At 66.9% G+C, this 25,125-nt stretch carries 19 protein-coding genes and 1 tRNA gene (1 of these 20 only partly in view); 5 read left to right on the forward strand and 15 right to left on the reverse strand.

Annotation, left to right across the window (positions count from 1 at the left end):
- From ABV518_RS07710 to ABV518_RS07730, 5 genes are all read right to left on the reverse strand, one after another.
- On the reverse strand, positions 1–5,243 hold the start of the coding sequence (locus tag ABV518_RS07710; RefSeq protein WP_367766297.1) for a carbohydrate-binding protein. The gene continues 23,692 nt to the left of window position 1, outside the view; the window shows 5,243 of its 28,935 coding nt (coding positions 1–5,243); its start codon is at positions 5,241–5,243; its stop codon lies beyond the left edge, outside the window.
- 372 nt (positions 5,244–5,615) lie between these two features.
- Positions 5,616–7,136 (reverse strand): L-arabinose isomerase, encoded by a 1,521-nt coding sequence (gene araA, locus ABV518_RS07715; RefSeq protein ID WP_367766298.1) that lies wholly within the window; start codon positions 7,134–7,136, stop codon positions 5,616–5,618.
- A gap of 72 nt (positions 7,137–7,208) precedes the next feature.
- Positions 7,209–7,913, reverse strand: a complete 705-nt coding sequence (locus tag ABV518_RS07720; RefSeq protein WP_367766299.1) for an L-ribulose-5-phosphate 4-epimerase — start codon at positions 7,911–7,913, stop codon at positions 7,209–7,211.
- Positions 7,910–9,664 (reverse strand): ribulokinase, encoded by a 1,755-nt coding sequence (gene araB, locus ABV518_RS07725; protein ID WP_367766300.1) that lies wholly within the window; start codon positions 9,662–9,664, stop codon positions 7,910–7,912. The genes ABV518_RS07720 and araB overlap by 4 nt, the downstream gene beginning before the upstream one ends.
- A gap of 115 nt (positions 9,665–9,779) precedes the next feature.
- Positions 9,780–10,802 (reverse strand): LacI family DNA-binding transcriptional regulator, encoded by a 1,023-nt coding sequence (locus tag ABV518_RS07730; protein WP_367766302.1) that lies wholly within the window; start codon positions 10,800–10,802, stop codon positions 9,780–9,782.
- Positions 10,803–10,854: 52 nt separating this feature from the next.
- Between ABV518_RS07730 and ABV518_RS07735 the strand changes: the two genes are divergently transcribed.
- Positions 10,855–11,064: a DUF4287 domain-containing protein gene (locus ABV518_RS07735; protein ID WP_367766303.1), complete on the forward strand. Its 210-nt coding sequence runs from the start codon at positions 10,855–10,857 to the stop codon at positions 11,062–11,064.
- Between the two features lie 78 nt (positions 11,065–11,142).
- Here the strand turns inward: ABV518_RS07735 and ABV518_RS07740 are convergent.
- A tRNA-Lys gene (locus tag ABV518_RS07740) sits at positions 11,143–11,215 on the reverse strand.
- 209 nt (positions 11,216–11,424) lie between these two features.
- Between ABV518_RS07740 and ABV518_RS07745 the strand changes: the two genes are divergently transcribed.
- From ABV518_RS07745 to ABV518_RS07755, 3 genes are all read left to right on the forward strand, one after another.
- Positions 11,425–12,084 (forward strand): hypothetical protein, encoded by a 660-nt coding sequence (locus tag ABV518_RS07745; protein ID WP_131134848.1) that lies wholly within the window; start codon positions 11,425–11,427, stop codon positions 12,082–12,084.
- Between the two features lie 267 nt (positions 12,085–12,351).
- Positions 12,352–12,969, forward strand: a complete 618-nt coding sequence (locus ABV518_RS07750; protein ID WP_131134849.1) for a DUF47 domain-containing protein — start codon at positions 12,352–12,354, stop codon at positions 12,967–12,969.
- A 1-nt stretch (position 12,970) separates the two neighbouring features.
- Positions 12,971–13,987, forward strand: a complete 1,017-nt coding sequence (locus tag ABV518_RS07755) for an anion permease (protein ID WP_367766304.1) — start codon at positions 12,971–12,973, stop codon at positions 13,985–13,987.
- A gap of 152 nt (positions 13,988–14,139) precedes the next feature.
- Here ABV518_RS07755 and pstB read toward each other — a convergent pair whose 3' ends face one another.
- From pstB to pstS, 4 genes are all read right to left on the reverse strand, one after another.
- Complete coding sequence (pstB, locus tag ABV518_RS07760) at positions 14,140–14,919, reverse strand: phosphate ABC transporter ATP-binding protein PstB (protein ID WP_131134851.1); 780 nt, start codon at positions 14,917–14,919, stop codon at positions 14,140–14,142.
- Between the two features lie 45 nt (positions 14,920–14,964).
- Positions 14,965–16,074, reverse strand: coding sequence for a phosphate ABC transporter permease PstA (gene pstA / locus ABV518_RS07765; protein ID WP_367766305.1), 1,110 nt, complete (start codon positions 16,072–16,074; stop codon positions 14,965–14,967).
- Positions 16,075–17,007 carry a phosphate ABC transporter permease subunit PstC gene (gene pstC / locus ABV518_RS07770; protein ID WP_131134853.1) on the reverse strand — a complete coding sequence of 311 codons (933 nt, stop codon included), beginning with the start codon at positions 17,005–17,007 and terminating at the stop codon, positions 16,075–16,077.
- A 111-nt stretch (positions 17,008–17,118) separates the two neighbouring features.
- Positions 17,119–18,240: a phosphate ABC transporter substrate-binding protein PstS gene (pstS, locus tag ABV518_RS07775; RefSeq protein WP_367766306.1), complete on the reverse strand. Its 1,122-nt coding sequence runs from the start codon at positions 18,238–18,240 to the stop codon at positions 17,119–17,121.
- Positions 18,241–18,473: 233 nt separating this feature from the next.
- On the opposite strand from pstS, the gene ABV518_RS07780 reads away from it, so the two are divergent.
- Complete coding sequence (locus ABV518_RS07780) at positions 18,474–19,601, forward strand: aromatic acid exporter family protein (RefSeq protein WP_367766307.1); 1,128 nt, start codon at positions 18,474–18,476, stop codon at positions 19,599–19,601.
- A gap of 28 nt (positions 19,602–19,629) precedes the next feature.
- Here the strand turns inward: ABV518_RS07780 and ABV518_RS07785 are convergent, their stop codons facing one another.
- Genes ABV518_RS07785 through ABV518_RS07805 form a run of 5 tightly spaced genes read right to left on the reverse strand, consistent with a single transcriptional unit; the run spans position 19,630 to position 25,070 of the window.
- Positions 19,630–20,634 carry a Gfo/Idh/MocA family protein gene (locus ABV518_RS07785; RefSeq protein ID WP_367766309.1) on the reverse strand — a complete coding sequence of 335 codons (1,005 nt, stop codon included), beginning with the start codon at positions 20,632–20,634 and terminating at the stop codon, positions 19,630–19,632.
- Positions 20,618–21,637, reverse strand: coding sequence for a LacI family DNA-binding transcriptional regulator (locus tag ABV518_RS07790; RefSeq protein ID WP_367766311.1), 1,020 nt, complete (start codon positions 21,635–21,637; stop codon positions 20,618–20,620). Before ABV518_RS07790 ends, ABV518_RS07785 begins: the two co-directional genes overlap by 17 nt.
- A 48-nt stretch (positions 21,638–21,685) precedes the next feature.
- Positions 21,686–23,128 (reverse strand): GH1 family beta-glucosidase, encoded by a 1,443-nt coding sequence (locus tag ABV518_RS07795; RefSeq protein WP_367766312.1) that lies wholly within the window; start codon positions 23,126–23,128, stop codon positions 21,686–21,688.
- Positions 23,128–24,060: a carbohydrate ABC transporter permease gene (locus ABV518_RS07800; protein ID WP_367766313.1), complete on the reverse strand. Its 933-nt coding sequence runs from the start codon at positions 24,058–24,060 to the stop codon at positions 23,128–23,130. The genes ABV518_RS07795 and ABV518_RS07800 overlap by 1 nt, the downstream gene beginning before the upstream one ends.
- Positions 24,057–25,070, reverse strand: coding sequence for a carbohydrate ABC transporter permease (locus ABV518_RS07805; RefSeq protein ID WP_367766314.1), 1,014 nt, complete (start codon positions 25,068–25,070; stop codon positions 24,057–24,059). Before ABV518_RS07805 ends, ABV518_RS07800 begins: the two co-directional genes overlap by 4 nt.
- Between the last annotated feature and the right edge of the window lie 55 nt (positions 25,071–25,125).

Raw genomic sequence — 25,125 nt, forward strand, 5'->3', positions numbered from 1 at the left:
TGGGCGGTGGTGAGGAGGAAGTAGTCGCCGCTGGCCGGCGATCCCGGGAGCGCTGCACCGCTGGTGATGGTGACGTCCTCGTCCAGGGTCCAGTCGCTGCCGCCGAACTTGTAGATGCCGTCGTTGCCGCCGGTGCCGTCATTGGTCTTGACGTAGGCCAGATCGTCCTTGGACGGGCCGGGCAGTTCCGCCCCGCTTTCGATGGTCTTCCACTCCGTGCCGGTCCAGCGCCGCACCACGTCGTTGGTGTCGCCGCCGGTGAGGGCCGCGGTGAGGACCAGCCCGGTGCCGGTGATGGTGGCTGTGCCGGTGACCGCCCGGTTGTGGATGTCCACCTTGTTCACGGCAACACCGGCGCCGATGCCCACGCTGGCATCCGCTGCGCTGTCGCCCTTGGCGTTGGCCAGGACGTCGGTGTTGGCGAGGCTCTTGAGGGTGACGATGCCGCCGGAGCTGATGACCACGCCATTGCCGAACCAGGCCCGGGAGCTGGTATCCACCACGTTGATGGCGATGGCGCCGGCGATCGAGACCGAGCTTCCGCCGTCCTCGTTGCTGGCGGCCTTGGGGGTGGAGCTGGTGCTGGAGGTCTTGCCGGTTTCGGCGGACTGGGTGCCCTTGGCCTGGCCCAGGTTGGCGTCGGCCTTCTGGTTGACGTCCTTGCCGCCTCCGTCACTGCCTTCGCTGGGCGAGGCGCCCTTCGCGGAGGCTTCCGCGGTGGTGGTGGTATCGGAGGTGCCGGTGGCCTTGAAGCTCGTGGCGCCCCCGGCGGTGATGCTGCGTGCGCTGCCGGAGTCGACGTCGTTGTCGATGATGGCCAGTGCGAGGGAGACGCCGATGCCGGCGGTGCTGCCTACCTTGGTGTCGCCCTTGGCGGTGGTGGTGGCCTTGACGGCCTGGGTGGCCTGGGCGTCCACGGCGCCGATGGCGGTGAGGGCCGTGGCGCTGGCGCCGAGCGAGGCGCTGGTGAGAATGTTGGCGATGGTGATCGCGATTGCCGGGGTGATGCTAACGGTTCCGCCCGCTGATCCGCTTTCGGCTGTGGTGGCCAGGGTGTGCGCGGTGGTTGCTGCGATGGTGACTGTGCCGGCTCCCGTGAGTGGGGGTCCGCGCGTCGGGTCCCCTACCTGGTCGATTCCCGAGTACACGGTGTCGTTGACGAGGTTCAGGGCGAACGCTGCGCCGATGCCCACCGTGCCGTCGCCGGACTGGCTGGCCTTCGCCTTGGCGTTGGAGGTGGAGTTCGAGTTGGCGGTCATGCCGACGGCGCCTCCTGCGAGGATCGCCACACCCGGGGCGGCCGGGGCCTGCGGGGCCGGGGTGGGGTCGCCGTGGATCGTAGCGAGGGTGGTCTGGTCAACGATGTTCAGGGCGAAGGCACCGGCCACTCCAAGGTTGCCGCTGCTGCCGGAGGCGCCCGCCTTGGCGTCGGCTTCGAAGGCGTGGACGGTGTCGGTGCCGCCTGCTCCGATGGGCCGCATGTTGGCGGTGAGGCTGAGTCCGGCCGCCGTGACTGCGGTCCCGACGCCGATGCTTGCCTCGTTCCGTAGGATCACCTTGTTGATGGCCAGGCCTGCGCCGATGGTCACCGAGCTGCCGTTGCTGGCCGAACCGTCGGCCACGGCCTTGGCGTCCGTGTTGTTGAGCGCCTTGAACGACACGGGTCCGGCTGCGGTGACCGCAATGGCCGGTTGGCCGGGCGCCGCAATGGCGAGCGCCGTCGTCGTCGAGGTGACCAGGTTGAGCGCAATCGCGGCGGCGACGGTGACGGTGGTGCCGTCCTCGTTCTTGGCGGCCGGGGTGCTGGTGCCGTTGGAGTTGGTGGACGTGGACTTGGAATCGGCGAAGCCGAGCTGGGCGTCGGATTTTTCCTTGCTGTCCTTGTTGGAGGAGTCCTTGCCGCCGGCGCTGTCCGCGCCCTTGGCTCCGGCGGCGCTGGCCGTGGCCGTGGTGGCGGTGGTGGAGGTGCCGTCCGCTTCCATACTGACCAGCCCGCCGGAGGTGGTGTTCCGGTAGAGCGAGGAGTCCACCAGGTGCTCGGCGGAGGTGAGGGCGAAGGAGATGGCGGCGCCGAGGGTGGCCCCGGCTCCGGCGGTGGTGGAACCCAGGGCCTTGGTTTCGACCGTGGCCGTCTGGTCCGCCTTGCCGGTGATGTCGCCGGTGGTGGTGAGGGCGGCGCCGCGGTTGACGGTGGCGCTGGACTTGATGTTGGAGATGGTGATGCCGACGACGCCGGTGAGGACTGCCGTGCTGCCGCCGGCCGCGCCGCCGCTCGCCTCGGTGGTGGTGGCGTCCGTGGTGGTGGCGTTCATGGCCAGCTTCTTGGCCGCGGTGAGGATGCCGTTGACGGCCAGGCCCGCTTCCACGATGTTGTTGATGACGCTGATGGCCACGGAGGCGCCGATACCCACGGACCCGCCGCCGTCCTGCTTGGCCTCGGCCTTGGCCTTGTTCTCGTGGTTCACCTTGGCGGTCTGGGTGAGGTCCGAGCCGTTGAGGTTGGCGCCTGTTCCGCGGACGTTCGCCAGGGTGGTGGCGGTGATCAGGTTCAGGGCCAGTGAACCGGCCACGCCCACGGTGGCGTCTCCGCCGGCGCCGGATTTGGCGTTGGCGGTGAAGGCGTTCTTGCCGGTGGCCGGTCCGAAGGCTTCCAGGACCACTCCGCCGGCGTTGAGGATGGCGCCGCCGGCCAGGTAGGCCTCGGTGAGCAGGGTGACCACGTTGATGCCGACCGCCACGCCCACGCCCAGGCCGCTGCCGGAGGTGGTGCTGCCGTCGGCGTTTGCGGTGGCGTTGTTCTTTGAACCTGCGTGGATCTTCTGGGCGCCTGTGGTGTTGACCCGGGCGCCGCTGATGTAGGCGCCGGTGGTGCTGTCCAGCACGTTGACGGACAGGGCGCCGGCGATGCCGATGTTGCCGTCGGCCGTGTTGGCCTGGCCGTTGCCGCGCCCGGCGTCGTTGGGGTCCTTGTCGTTCTGGCTGGAACCCTCAACGCCGGCCTTGGAGGCCGAGGTGTTGGTGGCTTCCGAGTCGGCAGTGATGTCCAGCTTGGCTGCCGTCGTGGGGGCCGCGCTGCTGGAGTCGATGAAGGCCGTGGTGGTCTGGTTGAGGTTCGCGACCGCGATGCCGGCACCGGAGTTCGCGTCGCTGGCGTCGCCGGTGGCGGTGAGGGTGGCGTGGTTGACGGCTGCCAGGGCGAGGTCCCCGAGCACCTGCAGGTGGGCGGTGCCGGTGACCTTGGTGATGGACTTGGCCGTCACCGTGAGGATGGCAACGGCGGCATCGAAGCTGCTGTTGCCGGAGGAGTCGGCTTCGCCCTCGTCCTTGCCGGCGGCACCCGGCGTCGCACCGGCGTCGACGGTTGATGTGGATGTCATGGTGACGTTGGAGCCTGCGGTGACCACGGCGCTGCCGGACACTGTGACTGTGGCGTCGGAGGAGATGATGGCGAGGTCGCCGTAGTCCTTGTTGAGGGTCACAGGGCCCACCGTGGACGTGGCGCTCATGACCACGGCGCCGGCCGCTGCCAGCAGCGCGTTGCCGGTGACCTCGACGGCGGCGCTGGAGTCGACGTTGACGGCGTAGGCCGAGAAGTGGCCGGCGTCCGGGACCACTGTGGAGGTGGCGGTGAGGTTGAGGTTGTTGGCGCTGATGTTGCCGCCGTTGATGGTGACGGCGACGTCGGTGCAGTGCGTGGCGAGGGCCAGGAGGCAACCCAATGCAGGCCCTCCGGTCACCGAGTCCGCTGCTTCCAGGGTGATGTCGCCGGTGGTGGTGATGACGGCGTCGTCGGCCACGTCGATGAGTTCCATCTGGATCAGCAGCCAGGCGGCCATCAGGGCGATGGTTCCGGAGAGGGTGATCTTGTCCTTGCCCGTGCCGCCCTTGATGGTCAGGGAAACACTCGGAGCCGCGAAAGCGACCGTTTCGAAGGTGGCGCCGCTGAGTTCCAGGAGGCCGCCGCCGTTGAGGGTCAGGGTGGCCACGTCATCGCCGCTGGTCAGCTCGTAGACGGCGTTGGTGGCGTCGCCCGAGACGATCGGTTCGATGTTCAGGTACTGGATCACGGTGGCGTCGAGCCAGATGGTTCCCGAGTGCGGATCCGTGGCCACCGAGCTGCTGCTGGCGGTGTTGCCCGCCGTGACGAGGGTGTCGAAGCCGGCGGCGCCGTCGAAGGTGACGGTGAGGGCCGGATCCGAGATGCCGCGGTCAACGGTGAAGGTGTCGTCGCCGCCTGTGCCGGTGACGGTGATGGCGGTGACGGTGGCCAGGTCCCTGGTTTCGCCGCCGAACGTCACGGTGCCGTCCGCGTTGAACGCGAGGGTTGCCGACGTGGCCGTCATGGCAACATTCCAGGGGCCCGGAACTGCGGCGGCTGCTTCAGCGGCTGCCGGGACGTCCGCTGCGGGGGCGTCCGTTGCCGGAAAGCCGACGGCGGGAGCTTCCGTTGCGGGCGCATCTTCCGTTGCGGGAACCGCGGCGACCGGGACTTCGGCGGCCGGGACTTCAGCTGCCGGGTCTGCCGTCGCGGGAACCGGCTCCGGTGCCGTCGCCGTCGCCGGAGCGGGTTCTGCTGTGGAATCTTCCGGGTCGGCAAGCCCGGTGGCGGGTTCGGCGGCGGGCACTGCGTCAGGGGCGGGAGCTTCGGTCACGGCAGGCTCAGGCACAACGGTTTCAGCCGCGGCCGCCGGGTACAGCCGGTCCTCGCTGTTGAATCGCCGCTCCCCCGGGCTGAGTGTCCGGGTCATCAGGTCAGAGCCACCCTCGATGTCCGCGTACCCGGCGATGTGTCCGTACTCGTGGGCCAGCACCGTGAACAGATCCATGGTGCCGGGCGCCGGTGCACCCATCGTGGCGGACCAGCCCCAGCCGGCGGCCGTGGGGTCCACTGCGACGCTGTTGCCGGAGGTGATGGCGAGTGCGTCACCCGGGAGGTCCTGCACAAAAACAGCGGCTCCGGCTACGGACCAGCCGGGCCACTGCGCTGCGGCAAAACCGGCCACCTGGGCCAGTTCCGCGGCGGTGATGGTGATCCCGGCCTGGGTACCGGCGGTGTAGGCGGCGTCCTGGTGTTCGCCGGCGAACAGCACGGACCGGAGTCCCTGCTGCTGGATGGAGGCGGCCGGAGCCTGCCCGGAAAGATCGAAGGCCACTGCCGGATTTGCGGTGGGGAGATTAAAGGCGACCACCATGCACAGAGCGAGTGCAGCGGATACCATCCGGTGCAGCACAAGCTGAAGCATGGCTAGTTGCATGGCGCTGAGACCCCATGGACTCGTAAATCCCCAGATGCGTCACGAACGCGCGCCCCCGTGCGTTGTGTGGTGACGCTAGCCGCCGCATTTGAAACGGCAACTACGCGCAATCCGTTCTGCCGGCTTCCCGTCGCAGGGAGCCTGGCCACAGTTTCGTGGGACCAGCTTTCGGTCCCAAGCGGCACATTACGCCCGCTGGATTTTTTAAGTCAATACCTTCGACTAATTCAGAGCTGACAGTCCCTTGCGACACGCCGTATTGAGTCGTTTCATCAGGGGAGGAAACAAAAATCCGGGCGGCGTCGCGGGCGCTTGGTGCTCCGCGTCGCCGCCCGGGTCCACGGGCCGGAATCCGGCTTCCTAGAGCCCGCCGGCGAGCTTGTAGTAGGCGGCGTTCCAGTTCAGGTCCTTCTTGAACTGGCGGATGGTGGTGTCCTCGTCGATGGTGAGCAGTTCGGTCTTGGCGATTTCCGCAAAGTCCTCGAAGACGTCCATGCCGACTGCGGTGCTGAGCACGGTGTGGTGCGCGGCGCCGGCGGTGAGCCACGCGGCGGCCGAGGTGGCGAAGTCGGGCTTCGGCTGCCACAGGGCGCGGGCCACGGGGAGGTTGGGCAGCGGCTGGTCCAGCGGCACCACGTCTACGGCGTTGGCGACCAGGCGGAAGCGGTCCCGCATGTCCGAAAGGGCCACCACGACGCCTGCGGAGGCGTCGGCGTCGAACACCAGGCGGACAGGATCTTCCCGGCCGCCGATCCCCAGCGGGTGGATCTCCAGGCTGGGCTTGCCGGCGGTCAGGGACGGGCAGACTTCCAGCATGTGGGCGCCCAGGATCTTCTCGGAGCCGGGCTCCAGGTGGTAGGTATAGTCCTCCATCAGGGAGGCGCCGCCGGGCAGTCCTGCGCCCATGACCTTGGCTGCGCGGACCAGGATGGCGGTCTTCCAGTCACCTTCGGCGCCGAAGCCGTAGCCGGCGGCCATGAGCCGCTGGACCGCCAGGCCGGGGAGCTGGCGGAGCGCGCCGAGGTCTTCGAAGGAGGTGGTGAAGGCGGCGGAGCCGTTGGCTTCGAGGAAGCTGCGCAGGCCCAGTTCGATGCGGGCGCCGTAGCGGAGGGAGTCGTGCCGGGCCGCGCCTGCGCGGAGTTCCGGAACCACGTCGTAAAGGTCCTCGTACTCCGCCACCAGGGTGTCGACGTCGGCCTCTGCGGCGCCGTGCACGGCGTCGGCGAGCTCGTTCACGGACCAGGTGTTGACGGAGACGCCGAAGCGCAGCTCGGCTTCGGTCTTGTCGCCTTCGGTGACGGCGACGTTGCGCATGTTGTCGCCGAAGCGGGTCAGTTTCAGGGTGCGGACGGCGGCCCAGCCGGCGGCGGCGCGCTGCCAGACGCCGACCTGGCGGGCCACCTCGGGGTTGGAGACGTGGCCCACGACGGTCTTGCGGGCGATGCCCAGGCGGGACTGGATGTAGCCGAACTCGCGGTCGCCGTGGGCGGCCTGGTTGAGGTTCATGAAGTCGAAGTCGATGTCTGCCCAGGGCAGATCGCGGTTGGCCTGGGTGTGCAGGTGCAGGAGCGGCTTGCGCAGCAGGTCCAGGCCCTGGATCCACATCTTGGCCGGCGAGAACGTGTGCATCCAGGCGGTGACGCCGATGACGGAGTCGTCCGAGTTGGCTTCAAGGGCGGTGCGGCGGATGGCGTCGGAGTCGGTCAGGACCGGCTTCCAGACGATCTTGACCGGAACGGCCGAGGAGGCGTTGAGCTGGTTGGCGATCTCCTGGGACTGGGCCGCCACCTGCTTCAGGACGTCCTCGCCGTAAAGGTGCTGGCTGCCGGTCAGGAACCAGACCTCGTAGCCGTCGAGGGAAGTGTTTGCTGCTGTGCTCATGGGTTCTCCTGCAAAAGTAAATGTTCGGGCGGGCTGACGGCGAAGGGCTCGGCCGGATGGCTGGACCGGATTTTATTGGCCGTAGACGTTCTGGTAGCGGGCGTAGAGGGAGTCGATGTGGGCCTGGTCGATGGCGATCGGTTCGCCCAGCTGCCGGGAAATGTGGACGGTGCGGGCCACTTCCTCGCACATCACGGCGGCCTTCACGGCGGACCGGGCGTCCTTGCCGATGGTGAACGGGCCATGGTTCTGCATCAGGACCGCGGGCGAGTTGGAGTTCGTCAGCGTCTCCACGATCCCCTGCCCGATCGAATCGTCGCCGATCAGCGCGAACGGGCCCACCGGGATGGAGCCGCCGAATTCGTCGCCCATCATGGTCAGCACGCACGGGATGGACTCGCCCCGGGCGGCCCAGGCCGTGGCGTAGGTGGAGTGTGTGTGCACCACGCCACCCACGTCCGGCATATGCCGGTAGACGTATGCATGCGCTGCGGTGTCCGACGACGGCGACAGCGGCGGGTTGCCCCACTCGCCGTCCGCATCGCCGTCCACGGGCACCCCGTAGAGGTCGGTGACCACCATCTGCTCGGGCGTCAGGTCGTCGTAGGAAATGCCGGAGGGTTTGATGACCAGCAGGTCGCGGCCGGGCACGCGGGCGGAGACGTTGCCGGCGGTCCACACCACCAGTCCGTAGCGGGTGAGTTCGGCGTGGAGGGTGCAGACTTCCTGCCGGATCCGGGCGATGGTTTCCAGGGTGCTGACGGTGGTGGTGCTCATGCGGAGGCTCCAACGGTTGCGGGGGCGGCGGGCGCTGCTGCGGCGCTGGACGCTGCGGGGTTCAACGCATTGGCGCGGCGCGCGATGGCCTTGAGCCGGTGCATCACGTCGTTGGCGCCGCGGCCGAAGTAGTCGTGAAGGGTGCGGTATTCCTGGAACAGTTCCTCGTAGGCGGCAACGTTTTCCGGGATCGGCGTGTAGACGTCGCCGGGTTCGGAGCCCATGGCGGCCGCAGCCTCGCGGATGTCGGCGTACTTTCCGGCCGCAACAGCGGCGTGGATGGCGGACCCTAGGGCGGGGCCCTGGGTTGAGCCGATGGTGGAGAGCTGGAGGCCGGTGATGTCGGCGTAGATCTGCATCAGGAGCTTGTTCTTCAGGAGCCCGCCGGCCACGATGAACTCCTTCACGGGCACGCCGGAATCACGGAAGGCGTCCACGATGGTGCGGGTGCCGAAGGCCGTGGCTTCGAGAAGTGCCCGGTAGGTGTCTTCGGGCTTGGTGGCGAGGGTCTGGCCCACCACCACGCCGGAGAGTTCGTGGTCCACCAGCACCGAGCGGTTGCCGGAGTGCCAGTCCAGGGCGATGAGCCCGTGCTCGCCGATTCCCTGGCGGGAGGCGAGTTCGGTGAGGTATTCGTGGATGCCCAGGCCCTTTTCGGCAGCTGCCTGGTGGTATTCCGGCGGGACGCCGTTCTTGGTGAACCAGCCGAAGATGTCGCCCACGCCGGACTGTCCGGCCTCGTAGCCCCAGAGCCCGTCGACGATGCCGCCGTCCACCACGCCGCACATGCCGGGGACTTCGTGCAGTTCGTCGCCGTTCATGACGTGGCAGGTGGAGGTGCCCATGATGGCCACGAGCTGGCCCGGTTCGACGGCTTTGGCGGCCGGGGCGGTGACGTGTGCGTCCACGTTCCCCACGGCGACGGCGATGCCTTCCGGCAGGCCGGTCCATGCGGCGGCCTCTGCTGTGAGGTAGCCGGCGGCGTCGCCGAGGCGGCCGATGGTGTGCTCGAGTTTGGTGCTGACGAAGTCCTTGAACCCGGGGTTCAGTGCGGCCAGGAAGTCCTCGGCGGGGTAGTGGCCGTCCTGGTAGATGCCCTTGTAGCCGGCGGTGCAGGCGTTGCGGACGTACTGGCCGCAGAGCTGCCAGACGATCCAGTCCGCGGCTTCGACCCAGTGGTCCATGGCGGCGTAGGCTTCCGGGTCCTCTTCGAGCAGCTGAAGGCCCTTGGCGAACTCCCATTCGGAGGAGATCAGTCCGCCGTAGCGCGGCAGCCAGGATTCGCCGCGTTCGGCAGCGAGTTCATTGATCCGGTCCGCCTGCTGCTGCGCGGCGTGGTGGCGCCACAGCTTCACATAAGCGTGCGGCCGGTTGGCGAAGCCATCCAGCTCGTTCAGCGGGGTCCCGTCCGCCTTGACCGGAACCATCGTGCAGGCGGTGAAGTCGGTGGCAATGCCGACGACAGCGGCCGGGTCGATGCTGGCGTCCGCGATGGCTGCGGGGACCGCGTTGCGCAGGACGTCGCGGTAGTCGTTGGGCACCTGAAGGGCCCATTCGCCGGGAAGCCGGGCGGCGCCGTCGCCCGCTGTGTCTGCCGGCAGCGCATCGGTGACGACGGCGTGCGGGTAGTCGAAAACCCCGCTGCCAAGTTCCTTGCCGTCCCGTACGCGGACCACCACGGCCCGGCCGGATAGCGTCCCGTAATCAACGCCGATGACGTATTGCTCGCTGCCGTCCACTGTGACGTCCATAAAAACTTCCTCCGGTTAGCTGCCGCCACTTCGCGGCCTGCTGACAATTGTGAGCGCTAACAACATACATGTCAAGAGTGGCAGGAAAGGCAGGCAGCCGGTTGGCGTGTTGGGTTTAGTGCTCTGTGACGGGACTTGCCGTGCTTGCCCGGCGCACCAGCTCCGGCGTAACAATGGTCGAGCTGACCGCCGCGCCGGCCTCGATCTCCTTGAGCATGATGTCCATGCATCGCCGGCCGAGCTCTTCGAAGTCCTGGCGCACGGTGGTGAGCGGCGGGGTGAAGTACCCCGATTCCGGCTGGTCGTCGAATCCCACCACGGAGACGTCGTCGGGAACGCGGACTCCTGCCTCGTTGAAGGCCCGCAGGATGCCCAATGCCATCTGGTCGTTGCCCACAAAGAGTGCTGTGGCGGTCCGTTCGGCTGCGAGCCGGCGGCCGAACTCGTAGCCGCTGCCGGCGCTCCAGTCGCCTTCGAGGAGCAGGTCATGCGGCAGTCCGGCTTCGTCGAGCGCCGCGCGCCATCCTTCGGCGCGGAGGGAGCCGTCGATCCAGTCGGAGGGGCCCGCCACATGTGCGATCCGGCGGTGTCCCAGTTCGATGAGATGCCCGACGGCGAGCTCGGCGCCGCGCTTCTGGTCCACCATGGCGCCGCTCACGGCGTCGTCGCCCAGGGATCCGACGGCAACAACGGGGACGCCGGGGTTGAATTCCTCGAGGATCCGCAGGGTCTCGGAGTGCGGCACCAGCACGGCGATGCCGTCCACCGACTGGTCCGTGAAGTGCCGGAGCGCGTCGAAGATGGCGTCGCGGCTGACGGAACGGAGGGCGGCGATACTGACGAAGTAGCCGGCATCCCGCGCGGCCTGCTCCACACCCAGCAGCGTGTTGGCCGGGCCGTACTGCGCGAGTTCGCTGCCGAGCACGCCGATAGTCTGCGAGCGCCGGGTCACCAGGCTGCGCGCGGCCGTGTTCCGGCGGTAGCCGAGCTCTGCGATGGCAGCCTCCACCTTTTCCCGGGTGGCCTTGCTGACGTTCGGGTGGTTGTTGATGACGCGGGAGACCGTCTGGTGCGAGACGCCGGCGAGCTCGGCCACATCCTCAAGGCGCGGCAGCCGCCCGTTGCTGCTTTTTGACATGTACCCATTGTGCCCGTTGCCAGCCCCAAGGCCTCGATGCTGGAATGTCCATATGAGCGAACCGGTAAAAGGCCCGAAATCCTACTTCCCGTCCATCGAAGCCAAGTACGGGCGGCCGATCGAGCACTGGATGTCGGCCCTGGGCGAGGTCAGGGGCCTGAAGCATCTGGAGCAGGTGAACTGGCTCAAGAACGAGCACGGGCTGGGCCATGGCCACGCCAACGCCCTGGTGGCCGTGTTCCGGGCGGAAAACGAAGCCTGACGCCGGGGCGGTACAAAAGAAAAGTCCCCGGCACCCTGTTTCCAGGATGCCGGGGACTGCCACTCTTCGGTGGAAGAGTGGGCCCTGTGGGGATCGAACCCACGACCCACGGATTAAAAGTCCGATGCTCTACCAACTGAGCTAAAGGCCCCAGCTGACCGTCAAAAGAGCCGATCAGCCCAGTCCATTTCTGAACGTTAATACTGTACCCCAGACCCGGGGCTGCTCCGGCACACGGCCGCGCGCCGCCGTCGTACGCCGACGGCGCTGCTTCCGGCCCCGCTTGCCGGTTCCCCGGTGGGCCCGGAGGCCATTCGCAACGCACTCGATTCCCTTTGGGCACAGGAGTAGCGTGGGGGCATGAGCGAGCAAACAGGACCCAGTCACTACGGCGGAGCCAACCGGCATCACAAGCCCAAGCCTTTCGCCCCCATCGACTTTGAGCCGTTTGCAGGTGGCGCGGATCCCGCGCGCGTCTCCGAGGCCGCGCACCTCGCCGCCCAGGCGCTGGTGCGGCACGGGCGCGACAGCGACGACCCCGTCATCACCGAACGGCTGGTCAAGCTGGCGGACGAACAGGGCCTGGAAGCCATCGCGGAGATGTGGGCGGAAAGCCCGGCACGCTCGCTGCCCGGCGCCCTGTGGCGGCTGTACGCGCTGCGCGCCGCCACCGTCCAGGACCCCGAGAGGATTTCCGTCTACTTCCGCGCCGGGAAGGACACCGCGCAGGTTTCCAACGTGGTGGCCGGCGCCGCAGAACCGCCGGGAGCCGACGAGATGCGGACCATGGCGGATGCCATCCTTTCGGGGGCGTTCGACGGCGAGTTCGACGTCGCGCTGGAACGTTCCGCCGCTTTCTGCCGCGTGGTGGCGCTTGGCCAGGCGACCATCGCCGACGGTGCCGAGCTCGGCAACGAGGCCCACGCAAGCAAGCTCACGCGCAACTCCCACCAGCTGGTCAAGACCGCCGAGGACCTCGAGCATGCGGCCAACGCGTGGCGCCTGGGCGAGCTGGACTGACCCAGCAGGCCCGATCTGTCAATGTTGACTTGGGCCAGCCAACGTAGAACACTGAAACTGGTGTCGAACCGCGAAACCCCCGGGCTTCAACATTTAGCCGCCTAGAGCGGCCTACCGCCGAGAGGCGTATCCGGTTCGGCACCATTTTTATGCCCTTTTTCAGGCGCCCGCGCCCGCCCGGTAGAGTAATGGTCAGTTGCGGGCTGCGGTCAAGTCACAAAGCCGGCTGCCCCATCCCAGTACATTTTTCCGGAGACCGGTAACCACGTGAAGCTGCGCCTTTTTCCCCAGGAGCCCGCCGGGCTGAACCTCCTTTCGGAGATGGCACGCCAGATTGTCCTGGCCAGCGCCACGCTTGCGGAGATCCTGGGCGTCCCCGCCGCCGAGCACGGCAAGCTCGTGGAGGACATGCACAACCACGAGGCCAAGTCCGCCGAACTGCACTTCGCCCTGCTCACCCACATGCGCACCAGCTTTGTGAACCCGCTCCCCCGCGAGGACATGTATGCGCTGTCCCGCTACCTCAACGAGGCCATCGAGAAGCTCGACGCTGCCGCGGAACTCGTGGCCCTGTACAAGCTGGAGCGCCTGCCAAAGCGCGCGGCGGACCAGCTGGAGATCATCAGCCGGCAGGCCGAGCTGACGGTGGACGCGATGCGCCGGCTGAACAACCTTGATGACCTTGAGGACTACTGGATCGAGATCCTGCGGCTGGCCAAGCGGGCCGAGCGCACGCACAGGGTCTGGGTGGCGGACATGATCTCCGACATGAAGTGGGCGCAGTACTCCCGCAACCGGGACATCGCCAACCAGCTCGTGGAAGTCACCAAGGACATGCGGCGTATCGCCACCCAGGTGGGCAGCATCATCGTCAAGGAATCCTGAGGTGACGGCAGCCATCTTCGCCTCGGTGGTCCTGCTGACGGCGGCGTTTGCCTTCCTCAACGGTTTCCGTGACGTCTCCACCTCGGTTGCCCTGGCGGTCCGGACGCGCGCGCTCACGCCCAGTGTCGCCGTCCTGCTGGCCGCTTTCTTCAACTTCCTCGGCGCCCTGCTCAGCGCCAGCCTGGCGGTGGCGGTGAGCCAGCACTGGATCACCCTGCCCGGCGGCGCCAACGGGCTCGGCATCCTGGTGGCAGGACTCGCAAGCGCCTGCGTCTGGGGCATCCTGATGTGGTGGCGCGGGATCCCGTCCTCCTCCACACACGCGCTCGTTGGCGGCCTGGCCGGCGCCGGGCTGGCAAGCCTCGCAGTGGGCGGCGGCGGGGTGGGCGGAGTGGACCAGTCGCTCCTTTTCCAGGTGGTCCTGCCGCTGCTGCTCTCGCCGCTGGTTGCCTACAGCGGCGCCTTCCTCCTGGTCTACCCGGCCACGTGGGCGGCACGTTATGCCCAGCCCAACGTCATCAACACACGCTTCCGCCGCAGCCAGTCCATCGCCGCCGGCGCCGTTGCGTTCGGCCACGGCCTGCAGGACGGCCAGCGGGTCAGCGCGGTGCTGCTGCTCGCCCTGCTGGCCAGTGGCTATTCCGACGGCGGCACCATACCCGTTTGGGTCGCGCTCCTTTCCGCGGTGATGCTCACCGCCGGAACGCTTTTCGGCGGGTGGAGGATCTCGCACACCATCGGCTACAAAATCACCCGGATTGACCCCCTGCGCGGGTCCGTGGCGCAGATCTTCAGCGCGCTGATGCTGTTTGTCGGCGCCATCGGACTGCACTGGCCGGTGTCCACCACGCACACTGTGACCGCCGGCGTGCTCGGCGCGGGCGAGAACCAGCACTTCTCCGTCACCAACCGGAAGCTGGTCATCCGGATCCTGGGCCTCTGGGTCCTGACACCGGCCGCGACGGCCGCCGGTGCATTTGTCCTCGCGCTGGCGCTGTCACCGCTGGCCGGGTCCTAGGGACTCTTAAACCTCATCGATTGCTCCAAGGGCGCCTTTTTGGGAGCTCAAAAGGGCGTTACCGGAGCAATCGATCCATGGGGAGCGGCTGGGTGGGCCCACGCCGCCAGGGTTCCCTGGCCGAGCTTGCGAGGTTAGGGCGGCGGTGGGGACTATCCGAAGCGGCCGGAGACGTAGTCCTCGGTAGCCTTCTGGCCGGGGTTGTTGAAGATGGTGGTGGTGTCCGCGAATTCGATCAGCTTGCCGGGCTTGCCGGTGCCGGCGATGTTGAAGAACGCCGTCCGGTCCGAGACCCGGGCCGCCTGCTGCATGTTGTGGGTGACGATCACCACGGTGTACTGGTCCTTGAGCTCATTGATGAGGTCCTCCACGGCGAGTGTGGAGATGGGGTCCAGGGCGGAGCACGGCTCGTCCATCAGGATCACCTGCGGTTCCACGGCGATGGCGCGTGCGATGCAAAGACGCTGCTGCTGCCCGCCGGAAAGCCCGGATCCTGGCTTCTCCAGCCGGTCCTTGACCTCGTTCCAGAGGTTGGCGCCCTGCAGCGAGCGCTCCACCAGTGCATCGGCCTCGCCCTTGGAGATCTTCTGGTTGTTCAGCTTCACGCCGGCCAGCACGTTGTCGCGGATGGACATGGTGGGGAACGGGTTGGGCCGCTGGAACACCATGCCGATCTGCGAACGGACAGTCACGGGGTCAACGCCGGGGCCGTAGAGGTTGTCCCCGTCGAGCAGGACTTCGCCCTCCACCCGGGCGCCCGGGAGGACCTCGTGCATGCGGTTCAGGGTCCGCAGGAACGTGGACTTTCCGCAGCCGGAGGGGCCGATGAACGCCGTGACGGACTTGGCTTCGATGTTGATGCTGACGTCTTCAACGGCAAGGAAATTGCCGTAGTAGACGTTCAGGTCTTTGACGTCGATGCGCTTGGACATGATGTTCCTTCACTTGCTGGGGTACGGATTGAAGTTTGTGGTGGCCTAGCGGCCTGTTTTGGGGGCGAACAGCCTGGCGATGAGCCGGGCGCCGAGGTTCAGGAGCATCACCAGGATGATCAGCACCAGGGCGGCGCCCCAGGCCCGCTGCGAGGACGGGTCCGGGTTCGCCGGCGACGTCGGATTCAGGATCTGCGTGTAAATGAACGTCGGCAGGGACGCCATCCAGCCGCCGAACACGTTGCCGTTGATGCTCGTGGCAAACCCGGCGGTGACAAGAATCGGCGCGGTTTCGCCGATGACCCGGGCAATCGCGAGGGTGACGCCGGACGCAATGCCGGAGATCGCCGTCGGGATGACCACCTTGAGGATGGTGCGCCACTTGCGCACGCCCAAGGCGTAGGCCGCCTCGCGCAGCTCGTTGGGCACGATCTTCAGCATTTCCTCGCTGGATCGCACCACTACGGGAATCATCAGGACTGAAAGCGCGACGGCGGCCACGGCACCGGTCTTGGTACCCGGTCCCACTATGGCGAAGAAGAAGGCTGCGGCGAACAGGCCGGCCACGATGGACGGGATGCCGGTCATCACGTCCACGAAGAACGTGATGGCCCGTGCCAGCCGGCCGTCGTGGCCGTACTCCACCAGGTAAATGGCCGTGAGGAGGCCCACCGGCACCGAAATGATGGTGGCCAGGATGGTGATCTGCACCGTGCCGAGCAGCGCGTGATAGATGCCGCCCAGGACGGGGGCGCCCTCCTCCACGGCCCGGTTGTCGTAGACGCCGGTGACGCCGTTCATGGAGCTGCCCAGGAATCCGGGGGCAATGATGCCGGGAAGGCCGTTGGCCAATACGGTCCAGATGACCGAGATCAGGGGAAGAAGTGCGATCAGGAACGAGCCCACCACAAGGCAGGTGGCCAGTTTGTCCTTCGCCTTCCGGGAACCTTCGACGGCGGCGCTCCAGCCCACCAGGCCGGCGGCGAACAGGATGGCGGAGACGATGCCCCAGCCGAAGGCGTTGAAGCCGATCAGTGCGAGGATGGCGGCACCGGCGATCAGGGCAAGCGCCAGCACCACGTACGGCGCGTACTTGGGCAGCTGGCCTTTGGTGAGGGCCGAGCGCTTGCGGACCGGGGTCAGGGTGGAGGTCATTTAGTTGGCTCCCGAGAATTCTTTGTGCCGGGTGATGATCCAGCGGGCGATCATGTTCACGCCCAGGGTGATCACGAACAGGACCAGGCCTGCGGCGATGAGGGTGCTGACCTTGAGCCCGCTGGCTTCGGGGAAGTTCAGCGCGATTTCGGCGGCGATGGTCTGGTTGCCGGACTGGATCAGGCTGGCGGTCAGTGCGCCGGAGGACAGGACCAGGGCTACGGCCATGGTTTCGCCGAGGGCGCGGCCGAGGCCCAGCATGATGGCGCTGATGATGCCGGGGCGGGCGAAGGGCAGCACGGCCATCTTGATCATTTCCCAGCGCGTGGCGCCCAGGGCGAGCGCCGCTTCCTCATGGAGCTTGGGGGTCTGCAGGAAGATTTCGCGGCTCAGGGACGTGATGATGGGCAGGACCATCACGGACAGCACGATGCCTGCGGTGAGGATGGTCTTGCCGGTGGCGGAGGCCGGTCCCTGGAAGATGGGCAGCCAGCCCATATTGTCCGCGAGCCAGTTGTAGGCCGGCGATATTTCCTTGGCGAGGAACGCGGCACCCCAGGCGCCGTAAACCACGGACGGGATGGCTGCCAGCAGGTCGATCACGTAGCCCAGCCCGGAAGCGAGCTGGCGCGGTGCGAAGTGCGAAATGAACAGGGCCACGCCGATGGCGATGGGCGTGGCGATCACCAGGGCGATGGCGGCGGCGATCAGGGTGCCCACCACGATCGGCCAGATGTAGGCGAAGAAGCCCTCGCCGCCCTGGATCTCAGCAGCGGGGGCTGTGAGCGCAGGAATCGCCTGGACGACAAGGAAAAGGGCAACGCCGAACAGGACGGCAAGGATCAGGCACCCTGCTGCCAGGGTTGCTCCGGAAAAGATTTTGTCCCCGGCGCGGCCTGCGCCTTGGGAGCTTTTCAGGGAGGTGACGGTCATTCCCGACCCTTCGGTTGAGGTGGTGCTTGGGGAAGCGTGAAGCAAGGGTTACAAAAGCCAAGTTCCCCGCCCCGCCTCTCGGCGTGGCGGGGAACTCGTTCAGGGCAGGTACTAGGACTTGACCTTGATGGATTCGATGGCCTTGACGGCCTTCTCGGCGAGGGCCGGGGAGAGGGGCGCGGACTTGGCCGAGTCTGCTGCTACCTGCTGGCCGGCGTCGGAAACTACGTAGTTTTCGAAGGCCTTGACGAGGTCAACGGTTTCCTGCTTGTCGTAGGTGGTGCAGACGACGTGGTAGGAAACGAGGACGACCGGGTACGCGCCGGAAGCGGTGGTCTTGCGGTCCAGCTTGATGGCGACGTCGGTGGCGGAGCGGCCCTCGACGGGCTTGCCGGCTTCTACAGCCTTGGCCGCGGCGTCGGCGGAGATCTTGACGAACTCCTCGCCCACCTTGATGGAGGCGGTGCCCAGCTTGCCGCCCACGGCGGAGTCATCGGCGTAGGTTACGGCGCCCGGGGTGTCGGTGACGGTCTTGACCACACCGGAGGTGCCCTTGGCGTTTTCACCCTGCAGGGTGGCCGGCCAGATGCCGGCGGACTTGTCCGTCCAGACCTCGGGGGCTGCAGAGGCCAGGTAGTCCGTGAAGTTCGTGGTGGTGCCGGAGTCGTCAGAGCGGTTCACCGGGGTGACCTTCAGGTCCGGCAGGCTGACGCCAGCGTTCAGGGCAGCGATGGCGGGGTCGTTCCAGTTGGCGATCTGGCCGCGGAAGATCTTGGCCACGGTAGCGGCGTCAAGCTTCAGGTCGGTGACGCCCGGGACATTGAACGCCACAGCGATCGGGGAGATGTAGACCGGGATGTTGATGGCGCCCTCGGGGCCACATACGGCCTTGGAGCTGGCCAGCTCGTCATCCTTGAGGTACGCATCCGAACCGGCGAACTGGGCCGAGCCGTCGATGATGGCCTTGCGGCCTGCGCCGGAGCCGTCCGGGGAGTACTGGACCGTGGCGCCGGAGTTGGCGGCCGCGAAGCCGGCCTTCCAGGCGTCCATGGCTGCGCCGGTGGAGGAGGCGCCGATGCCTGTGAGGGTACCGGTGACCTTGGGGCCAGCGGAAGTCTGGTTGCCAGCAGGCGTGGCGCCCGTGACGTTGTCTGAACCGCAGGCGGTCAGCGCGAGAGCGCCGGCTGCGATAACAGCGATAGCCGCGTGGCGGCCGAAGCGGAGAGCCTTCACTAGATGTACCCCTTCCAGGGTTATTCAGTTGCGGGCAGGACCGGAGACGCCCTGCAGCGCGATGCGTACGTTCTGTACCTTCATTGAAGTTATGGGCCGCAGGTAACGGGATGGGCTGTCCAAAGTGAACGGGAAATTAACGACGGCGGGATATTCGCTTACATCTGCAGCGTCACCATTGCGCCGGTCACATCTTCGGTCGTAGTGCACTGCCAGTGAATAGACTTGAACCCATGGCCATCGCAGCAGGACTCTCAGCAAGCCGGCGTTTCCTGCGTGGCCGCATCCGCACCGGCCTGATCCGCAGCCGCAATTCGCTGTTCCCGGCCATCCAGATGACCGGCTGCGCAGTGGGGGCGTACGCGTTCGCCGAGTATGTGCTGGGCCATTCAGGTCCGCTGTTCGCGGCGACTTCTTCGCTGATTGCCCTGGGCTTCTCCCGGGAGCCACGCCTTCGCAGGGTGGTGGAAGTGGGGCTGGGCTGCACCATCGGCATTGTTGTGGGTGATTTGCTCCTCCACTGGCTGGGCGGCGATATCTGGGTTGCCGCCGTCGTCCTCCTGATCTCAATCCTCCTTGCCCGCTTCCTGGACGGCGGCAACATCTTCACCACCCAGCTGGGGCTGCAGTCCCTGCTGGTGGTGCTGCTGCCGGCACCTGCCGGCGGGCCCTTCACGCGCAGCCTCGACGCCATAGTGGGCGGGCTGTTTGCGCTGCTGGTGACCATCCTGGTGCCCAAGGATCCGCGCCGGGAGCCCCGCAAGGATGTCCAGAAGCTGCTCCACGAGCTGGCCGAAGTGCTGCGGGAGTGCGCCACGGCCCTGAGCAACAGCGACTCCACGCAGGCGTGGCACGCGCTGATCCGCGGCCGGAACTGCCAGCCGCTGGTGGACGCGATGCGCCATTCCCTGCGTGCGTCCGGGGAGGTGGCCACGCTTGCGCCGGCCTACCGCAGGCACCGCGACGAGCTGGACCGGCTCAAGCAGTCGCTGGACTTCATCGATCTTGCCCTGCGTAACAGCCGGGTCTTCGCCCGCCGGCTGACCAGCGCCATCAACCATGCCGCCCTGTCCGATGAGGCCAACGACAACATCGCGGAGGTGCTGCAGGACACCGCTGCCGCCATTGAGGAACTCTCCCTCGGCCTGGCGGAAACTAACGACGGCGCCCGGCGCGCCCACCTGCGCACCGCACGGCAGGACCTGAGCGAGATCGCGCTGCGGCTGCACCCCAAGCTGCTGGAGGTGCAGCGGCTTGAGGGCGAGACAGTGGTGATGCTGTTCAGGCCGCTGATGGTCGACCTGCTGGAAGCCACAGGGATGGACTCCCGCGAGGCCAGGGACGTCCTGCCCGGCCTGTAGCCGCGGCATTGTCCGCCGGGATCCGGCGTTACCAGTCGTTCGGGTAGCGCACGCCCAGCTGCTCCCTGGCCTGGTCAAGGAGCTGCATGATCCGCACGCTCTCATCCCACGGCATCAGGGGGCTTTCCAGCAGGCCTGCCCGGATACACCGCGCAGCCTCCCGGAGCTCATGGATGAACCCCTCGGTCTCTTCGTCGAACTCCTCTACCTGGACCTGTCCGTCAGCGCCCTGGTATTCGAGCCTCCGCGGGCGGTACAGGGGCGAACCGGTACGAAGCCATCCCTGCGTTCCACTGACGGTCACTGTGCCGGGGCTGTTGGACTGCAGCGAGGAGACCATCTGGGCCACCGCACCGTGCGGATAGTGCAGGGTCAGAGTGTTCTGGACGTCCACGCCGTCGTCGTTCAGGCGGCCCGCGGCGGTGACCGCGCCCGGAAAGCCCAGGATGGAAACGGCCCAGGTCAGCGGGTAAACGGTGAGGTCCAGCAGCGCTCCCCCGCCGGCCGCCGGATCCCACAGCCGGTCGCCGGGGTCATAGGCTGCTGCGAAGCCAAGATCAGCCTGCAGCCACCGCACCTCGCCGATCCCGCCACCCCGGACCAGTTCCAGGGCACGCCGGGTGGCCGGCAGGAAGCGGGTCCAGACGGCCTCCATCAGGAACAGCTTCCGCTCACCGGCCAGGGAGGCGAGTTCCTTCGCTTCCCTGGCGTTGATGGTCAGTGGCTTTTCGCACACCACGTGCTTGCCGGCGTCGAAGGCCGCCTTCGCAACCTCGAAGTGCTGGGCATGGGGCGTGGCGATGTACACCACGTCCACCAGCGGGTCATCGAGGAGCTGCCCGTAGCCCGTAGTTTCCGGTACATCGTGGTAGCTGGAGGCGAAGCCGTACTGCGCCGCGAACTGCTGCGCAGCTGACTGGCCTCGCGAGCTGACCGCCTGCAGGACCGAATCTTCAAGGCAGGCAAGGTCCCGGGTGACTTTGTGGGCGATCCGGCCGGTGGCCACCACTCCCCATCTAAGAGGCGGAGTCACGGATGACCAGCGAGGTGGGGATGCGGGTGACGCGGTCCGTGGGCTTGCCCTCAATCAGGTCCACCAGGATCTCGGCCATCTTCTTGCCCATCTCGATGATGGGGTGGTGCACGGTGGTCAGTTGGGGGTTCACGGAGGTGGCAAAGGAATCGTCGTCGAAGCCCACTACTGCAACGTCGTCAGGGATCCGGATCCCGCGCTCCTGCAGGACGGTGTAGGCCCCGGCGGCCATCTGGTCGTTGGCCACGAACAGCCCGTCGATGGGTTTCCCGCGTTCCAGGAGCCGCCGCATGGCCTTGGCCCCGGAGGAGAGCGTGAAGTCGCCGTACTCCACCAGGGAGTCGTCCAGCCCGGACGCTTCCAGGGCGTTCCGCCAGCCGGTGATGCGGTCGACGCCGGGCGGCATGTCCTGCGGGCCGGCGATGGTGGCGATGTGGGTACGTCCGCCTTTCACCAGCAGCCGGGTGGCTCCTTCGGCGGCGGCTTCGTTGTTGACGTCCACGTAGTAGCTGCCGCCTTCGGCCAGGGGCCTGCCTGCGAAGACCATGGGGATGTGGTCGCTGACGTGCGCCCAGGAACGGTCGCCGGCGTGGTGTGAGACCACCAGGGCACCTGCCACGTTGCCGCCGAGGAGGAAGGCCCTGGTTTTCTCCGGCTTGGCCTCGGACGCAATCACCATGTTCAGGGTGTAATCCGTTTCCGCCAGGTAGAGGGCCACGCCCTGGACCACGGAGGCGAAGAAAGGGTCGGCGAAGACCTTGGAGGTGGACTCCGGCACGATCAGCGTGATCGAGTTCGGCTTCCGGCTGGCCAGGGAACGGGCCGCCCGGTTGGGGGTGTAATTCACGGCGAGGATGGCCTGGCGAACCTTCGCGGCGATGTCCTCGTCCACGCTGGGCACGTCGTTGACCACGCGCGAGACGGTAGCGCGTGACACGCCGGCCAGCGCGGCCACCATTTCAAGGGTGGGCGCCGGCCGGGTTCCGCTGGTGTCTTGCTTCACTGTTCTTCGCTCCGTGATGTTGAGCGGGCTTTCGCCCGGGACTCCAGTTTAGGCTGGCAGGGAGGCTGGGAGCCGGGATGTGTTCCGCTTTGCGACGGCTATCAGCCGGGCGAAGGCGTGGCCGCTGTCCTTGATGGTGCGCTCGAACGAGCCGTAGTCCACCCGGACTATCCCGAAGCGCTTCCCGTACCCCCAAGACCATTCGAAGTTGTCCAGCAGCGACCAGACGAAGTAGCCGCGGACGTCCGCGCCCTGGTCGATCGCTTCGCCCACGGCCGCGATGTGGTCAAGGATGAAGCCCGTGCGCTCCTGGTCGTGGACGGCACCGTCCGGTTCCACGGTGTCGTCGTAGGCCGCCCCGTTTTCGGTGATGTACAGGGGTGGAAGGTTGGGGTGTTCCTCTCCGAGGCGGACCAGGAGTGTGCGCAGGCCGTCGGGGTTCACCTCCCAGTTCATCGCAGTGCGGGGCAGCCCGCGGCTGGGGAAGGCAATGTCCTCGGAGCCTATCCACGGCGAGGCAGCGACGCGTTCGGCGCCGCCTGAATGGCCGTCGCTTCCGGCGTCGTCGGCGTGTCCGCTGATGAGGTCGTCGTGGTAGTGGTTGACACCCAGGAATTCCAGCGGCGCGCTGATGGCTTCCAGGTCCCCGGGAAGGATGAGCTCCGGCAGGCCGAACGGTGCGAGGTCGCGCAGCGTATCCTCCGGGTAGCTTCCCCGCAGGATGGGATCGAGGAAGATCCGGTTCTGCAGGGAGTCGAAGCGCCGTGCCGCATCGAGGTCAACCGGGTCCTGCGGGTCGCGCGGAATGGAGTTGCTCAGGTTCAGGGTGATTCCGAGGTTCCGGGCACCGCGTTCCCGAAGTGCGTTGACGGCCAGGCCGTGGGCAAGGTGCTGGTGGTGGACCGCCGCGATGGCGGCGCGGGGTTCCTGCCGGCCGGGGGCGTGGACGCCGGAACCGTACCCGAGCAGCGAGGAACAGAACGGTTCGTTGAAAGTGGTCCAGTGCTGGACGCGGTCGCCGAGTACTGAGTACACGTCATGGGCGTAGTCCACGAACCTGTAGGCGGTGTCCCTGTTGGCCCAGCCGCCTTTGTCTTCCAGGGCCTGCGGCAGGTCCCAGTGGTAGAGGGTCAGCCAGGGCAGGATTCCTGCTTCGAGCAGTTCATCCACCAGGCGCGAGTAGAAGTCCAGTCCCTCCGGATTGGCCGCCCGGTCCCCCGGCCGCACACGCGCCCAGCTGGTGGAGAAGCGGTAGGAGTCCAGCCCCAGTTCCTTCATCAGCCGGACATCCTGGGGCATACGGTGGTAATGGTCTACCGCGTGCTCCAGGTTCTCGCCTTTGGCGATGGCACCGGGTATCCGCGCAAAGTGGTCCCACACGGAGTCTTCCTTGCCGCCTTCATGTCCGGCACCCTCAATCTGGGCCGCCGCCGTGGCGGATCCCCAGATGAATCCTTCCGGCCATTGGCGTGAGTACGTCGAATGTGGCATTAGCCTTTCACTGCTCCTTGCATGATTCCTGAAATAAGTTGTTTGCCTGCCAGGACGAAGAGCACCAGAAGCGGCAGGGTGGCCAGCACCGCGCCGGCCAGGACCACGGAGTAGTCCACGTAGCGGGCGGACTGCAGCTGGCTGAGTGCGGTCTGCAGCGTGGGGTTCCCGGCGTCGAGCACCAGGAGCGGCCACAGGAAGTCCGTCCAGGCCGTCATGAACGTGAACAGTCCCAGGATGGCCATGGCCGGCCGGGCGGCAGGGATGGCCACGTGCCAGAACGTTGAAATCATGTTGGCGCCGTCCATGCGGGCTGATTCGATGAGCTCATCGGGGATGACGTCCACCAGGTACTGCCGCATGAAGAAGACGCCGAAGGCGGTGACCAGGGTGGGAACCACGACTGCGCCGATCTCGCCTGTCCAGCCCAGGGTCCGCATCACCATGAACAGCGGGATGATGCCCAGCTGGGTGGGAATGGCCATGGTGGCCACCACCATGAGCATGAGCCCATTGCGTCCGCGGAACCGCAGCTTGGCGAAGGCGTAGCCGGCGAGGGTGGAGAAGCCCACCACCGAGATGGTGATGATTCCGGAGATCAGGACGCTGTTGCCGAGGGCCAACCAGAACGGCACGGTGTCGAAGACTTCTCCGACGTTCTTCCAGAAGTTGCCGCCCGGCAGCAGCGGCGGCCAGGTTTCGCCCAGGGCTTCGTTTGACCGGCTGCCGATCACCACGGACCACCACAGCGGGTAGGCGGAGGAGAGCAGGAAGGCCAGCAGCAGCCCGTAGCTGAGGAATCCGGGGCGTACGCCGGTGCCGAAGAAGCGGTTGCGCAGCGTGGCCGGGCCGGAGCTGCGCCGTGCTTCCGCCGAAGGGGTCCTGCCGGACGGCGGCTTGGCCGGGCCGGGCTTGCGGTCGATGAGGGTCATCGGGTGGTCCTTTCAGCACGGGCGGCACTTCTCCGGGCAGCCCTGGAGGGCCTGGCCGCATCCGCGGTCGCGATCCGCCGGGAGATCAGGTAGTTGACAACTCCGAACAGCACGATGATCAGGAACAGCAGCCACGCGATGGTTGATGCCTTGCCAAAGTTCTGCCGCTGGAAGGCCATCTCCCAGAGGTACAGGACGGTTGTCTGGAACTGGCGCTGCGATCCTCCTGCAGTGGCCGGATCAAACAGCCTGGGTTCGGTGAAGATCTGGAGGCCTCCGATGGTGGCCGTGATGACGACGAAGACCATGGTGGGCCGGATGCTGGGAATCGTGATGCTGAAGAACCGGCGGACCGCCCCGGCGCCGTCGAGGGCAGCCGATTCGTAAAGGTCCCGGGGTACTGCCTGCATGGCAGCCAGCAGGATCAACGCGTTGTAGCCGGTCCAGCGCCAGTTGACCATGGTGGCGATCGCGATGTGGCTGGGGAATGTCTCGTTCTTCCACATCACCGGATCGAGGCCGAAGTTGCCCAGAATGTTGTTGATCAGACCGTACTGCTCGCCGAACATGTTGGTAAAGATCATGGCCACAGCCACCGGGGTGACGATGTACGGCAGCAGGATGCTCATCCGCCAGAACGTTTTGGCCCTCAGGTTCTGGTCCAGCACGGCGGCCAGGAACAGCGCCACGGCCAACTGTGGGACGGCGGAGAGCAGGAAGATGCTCACAGTGTTGAAGAGGGAGTTCCAGAAAAAGCGGTCCTGCAGGACTTCCGCGAAGTTTTCCAGCCCCACGAACTCGCCCTGCCCTTTGAGCAGGTGCCAGTCGAAGAGGCTGACGAAGAACGTGTAGACCAGCGGGAACAGTCCCACCAGGGCGAAAAGGATGAAGAACGGGGCAATGTAGAGGTAAGGGGACGCCTTGACGTCGAAGATGCTCAGCCGTTGCTTGAAAGTGGCTTTGGGTTTGGTGGCCGCAGGTTTGGCGGACCGGTTCAGTGTGGTTGTCATGGGGCTCTCGCACTCCATCGGGGGGCCTCCCTTCCGGGAGGCCCCACAGCGGGTC

This window comes from Arthrobacter sp. HS15c (assembly GCF_040812005.1).
Taxonomy (GTDB): domain Bacteria; phylum Actinomycetota; class Actinomycetes; order Actinomycetales; family Micrococcaceae; genus Arthrobacter.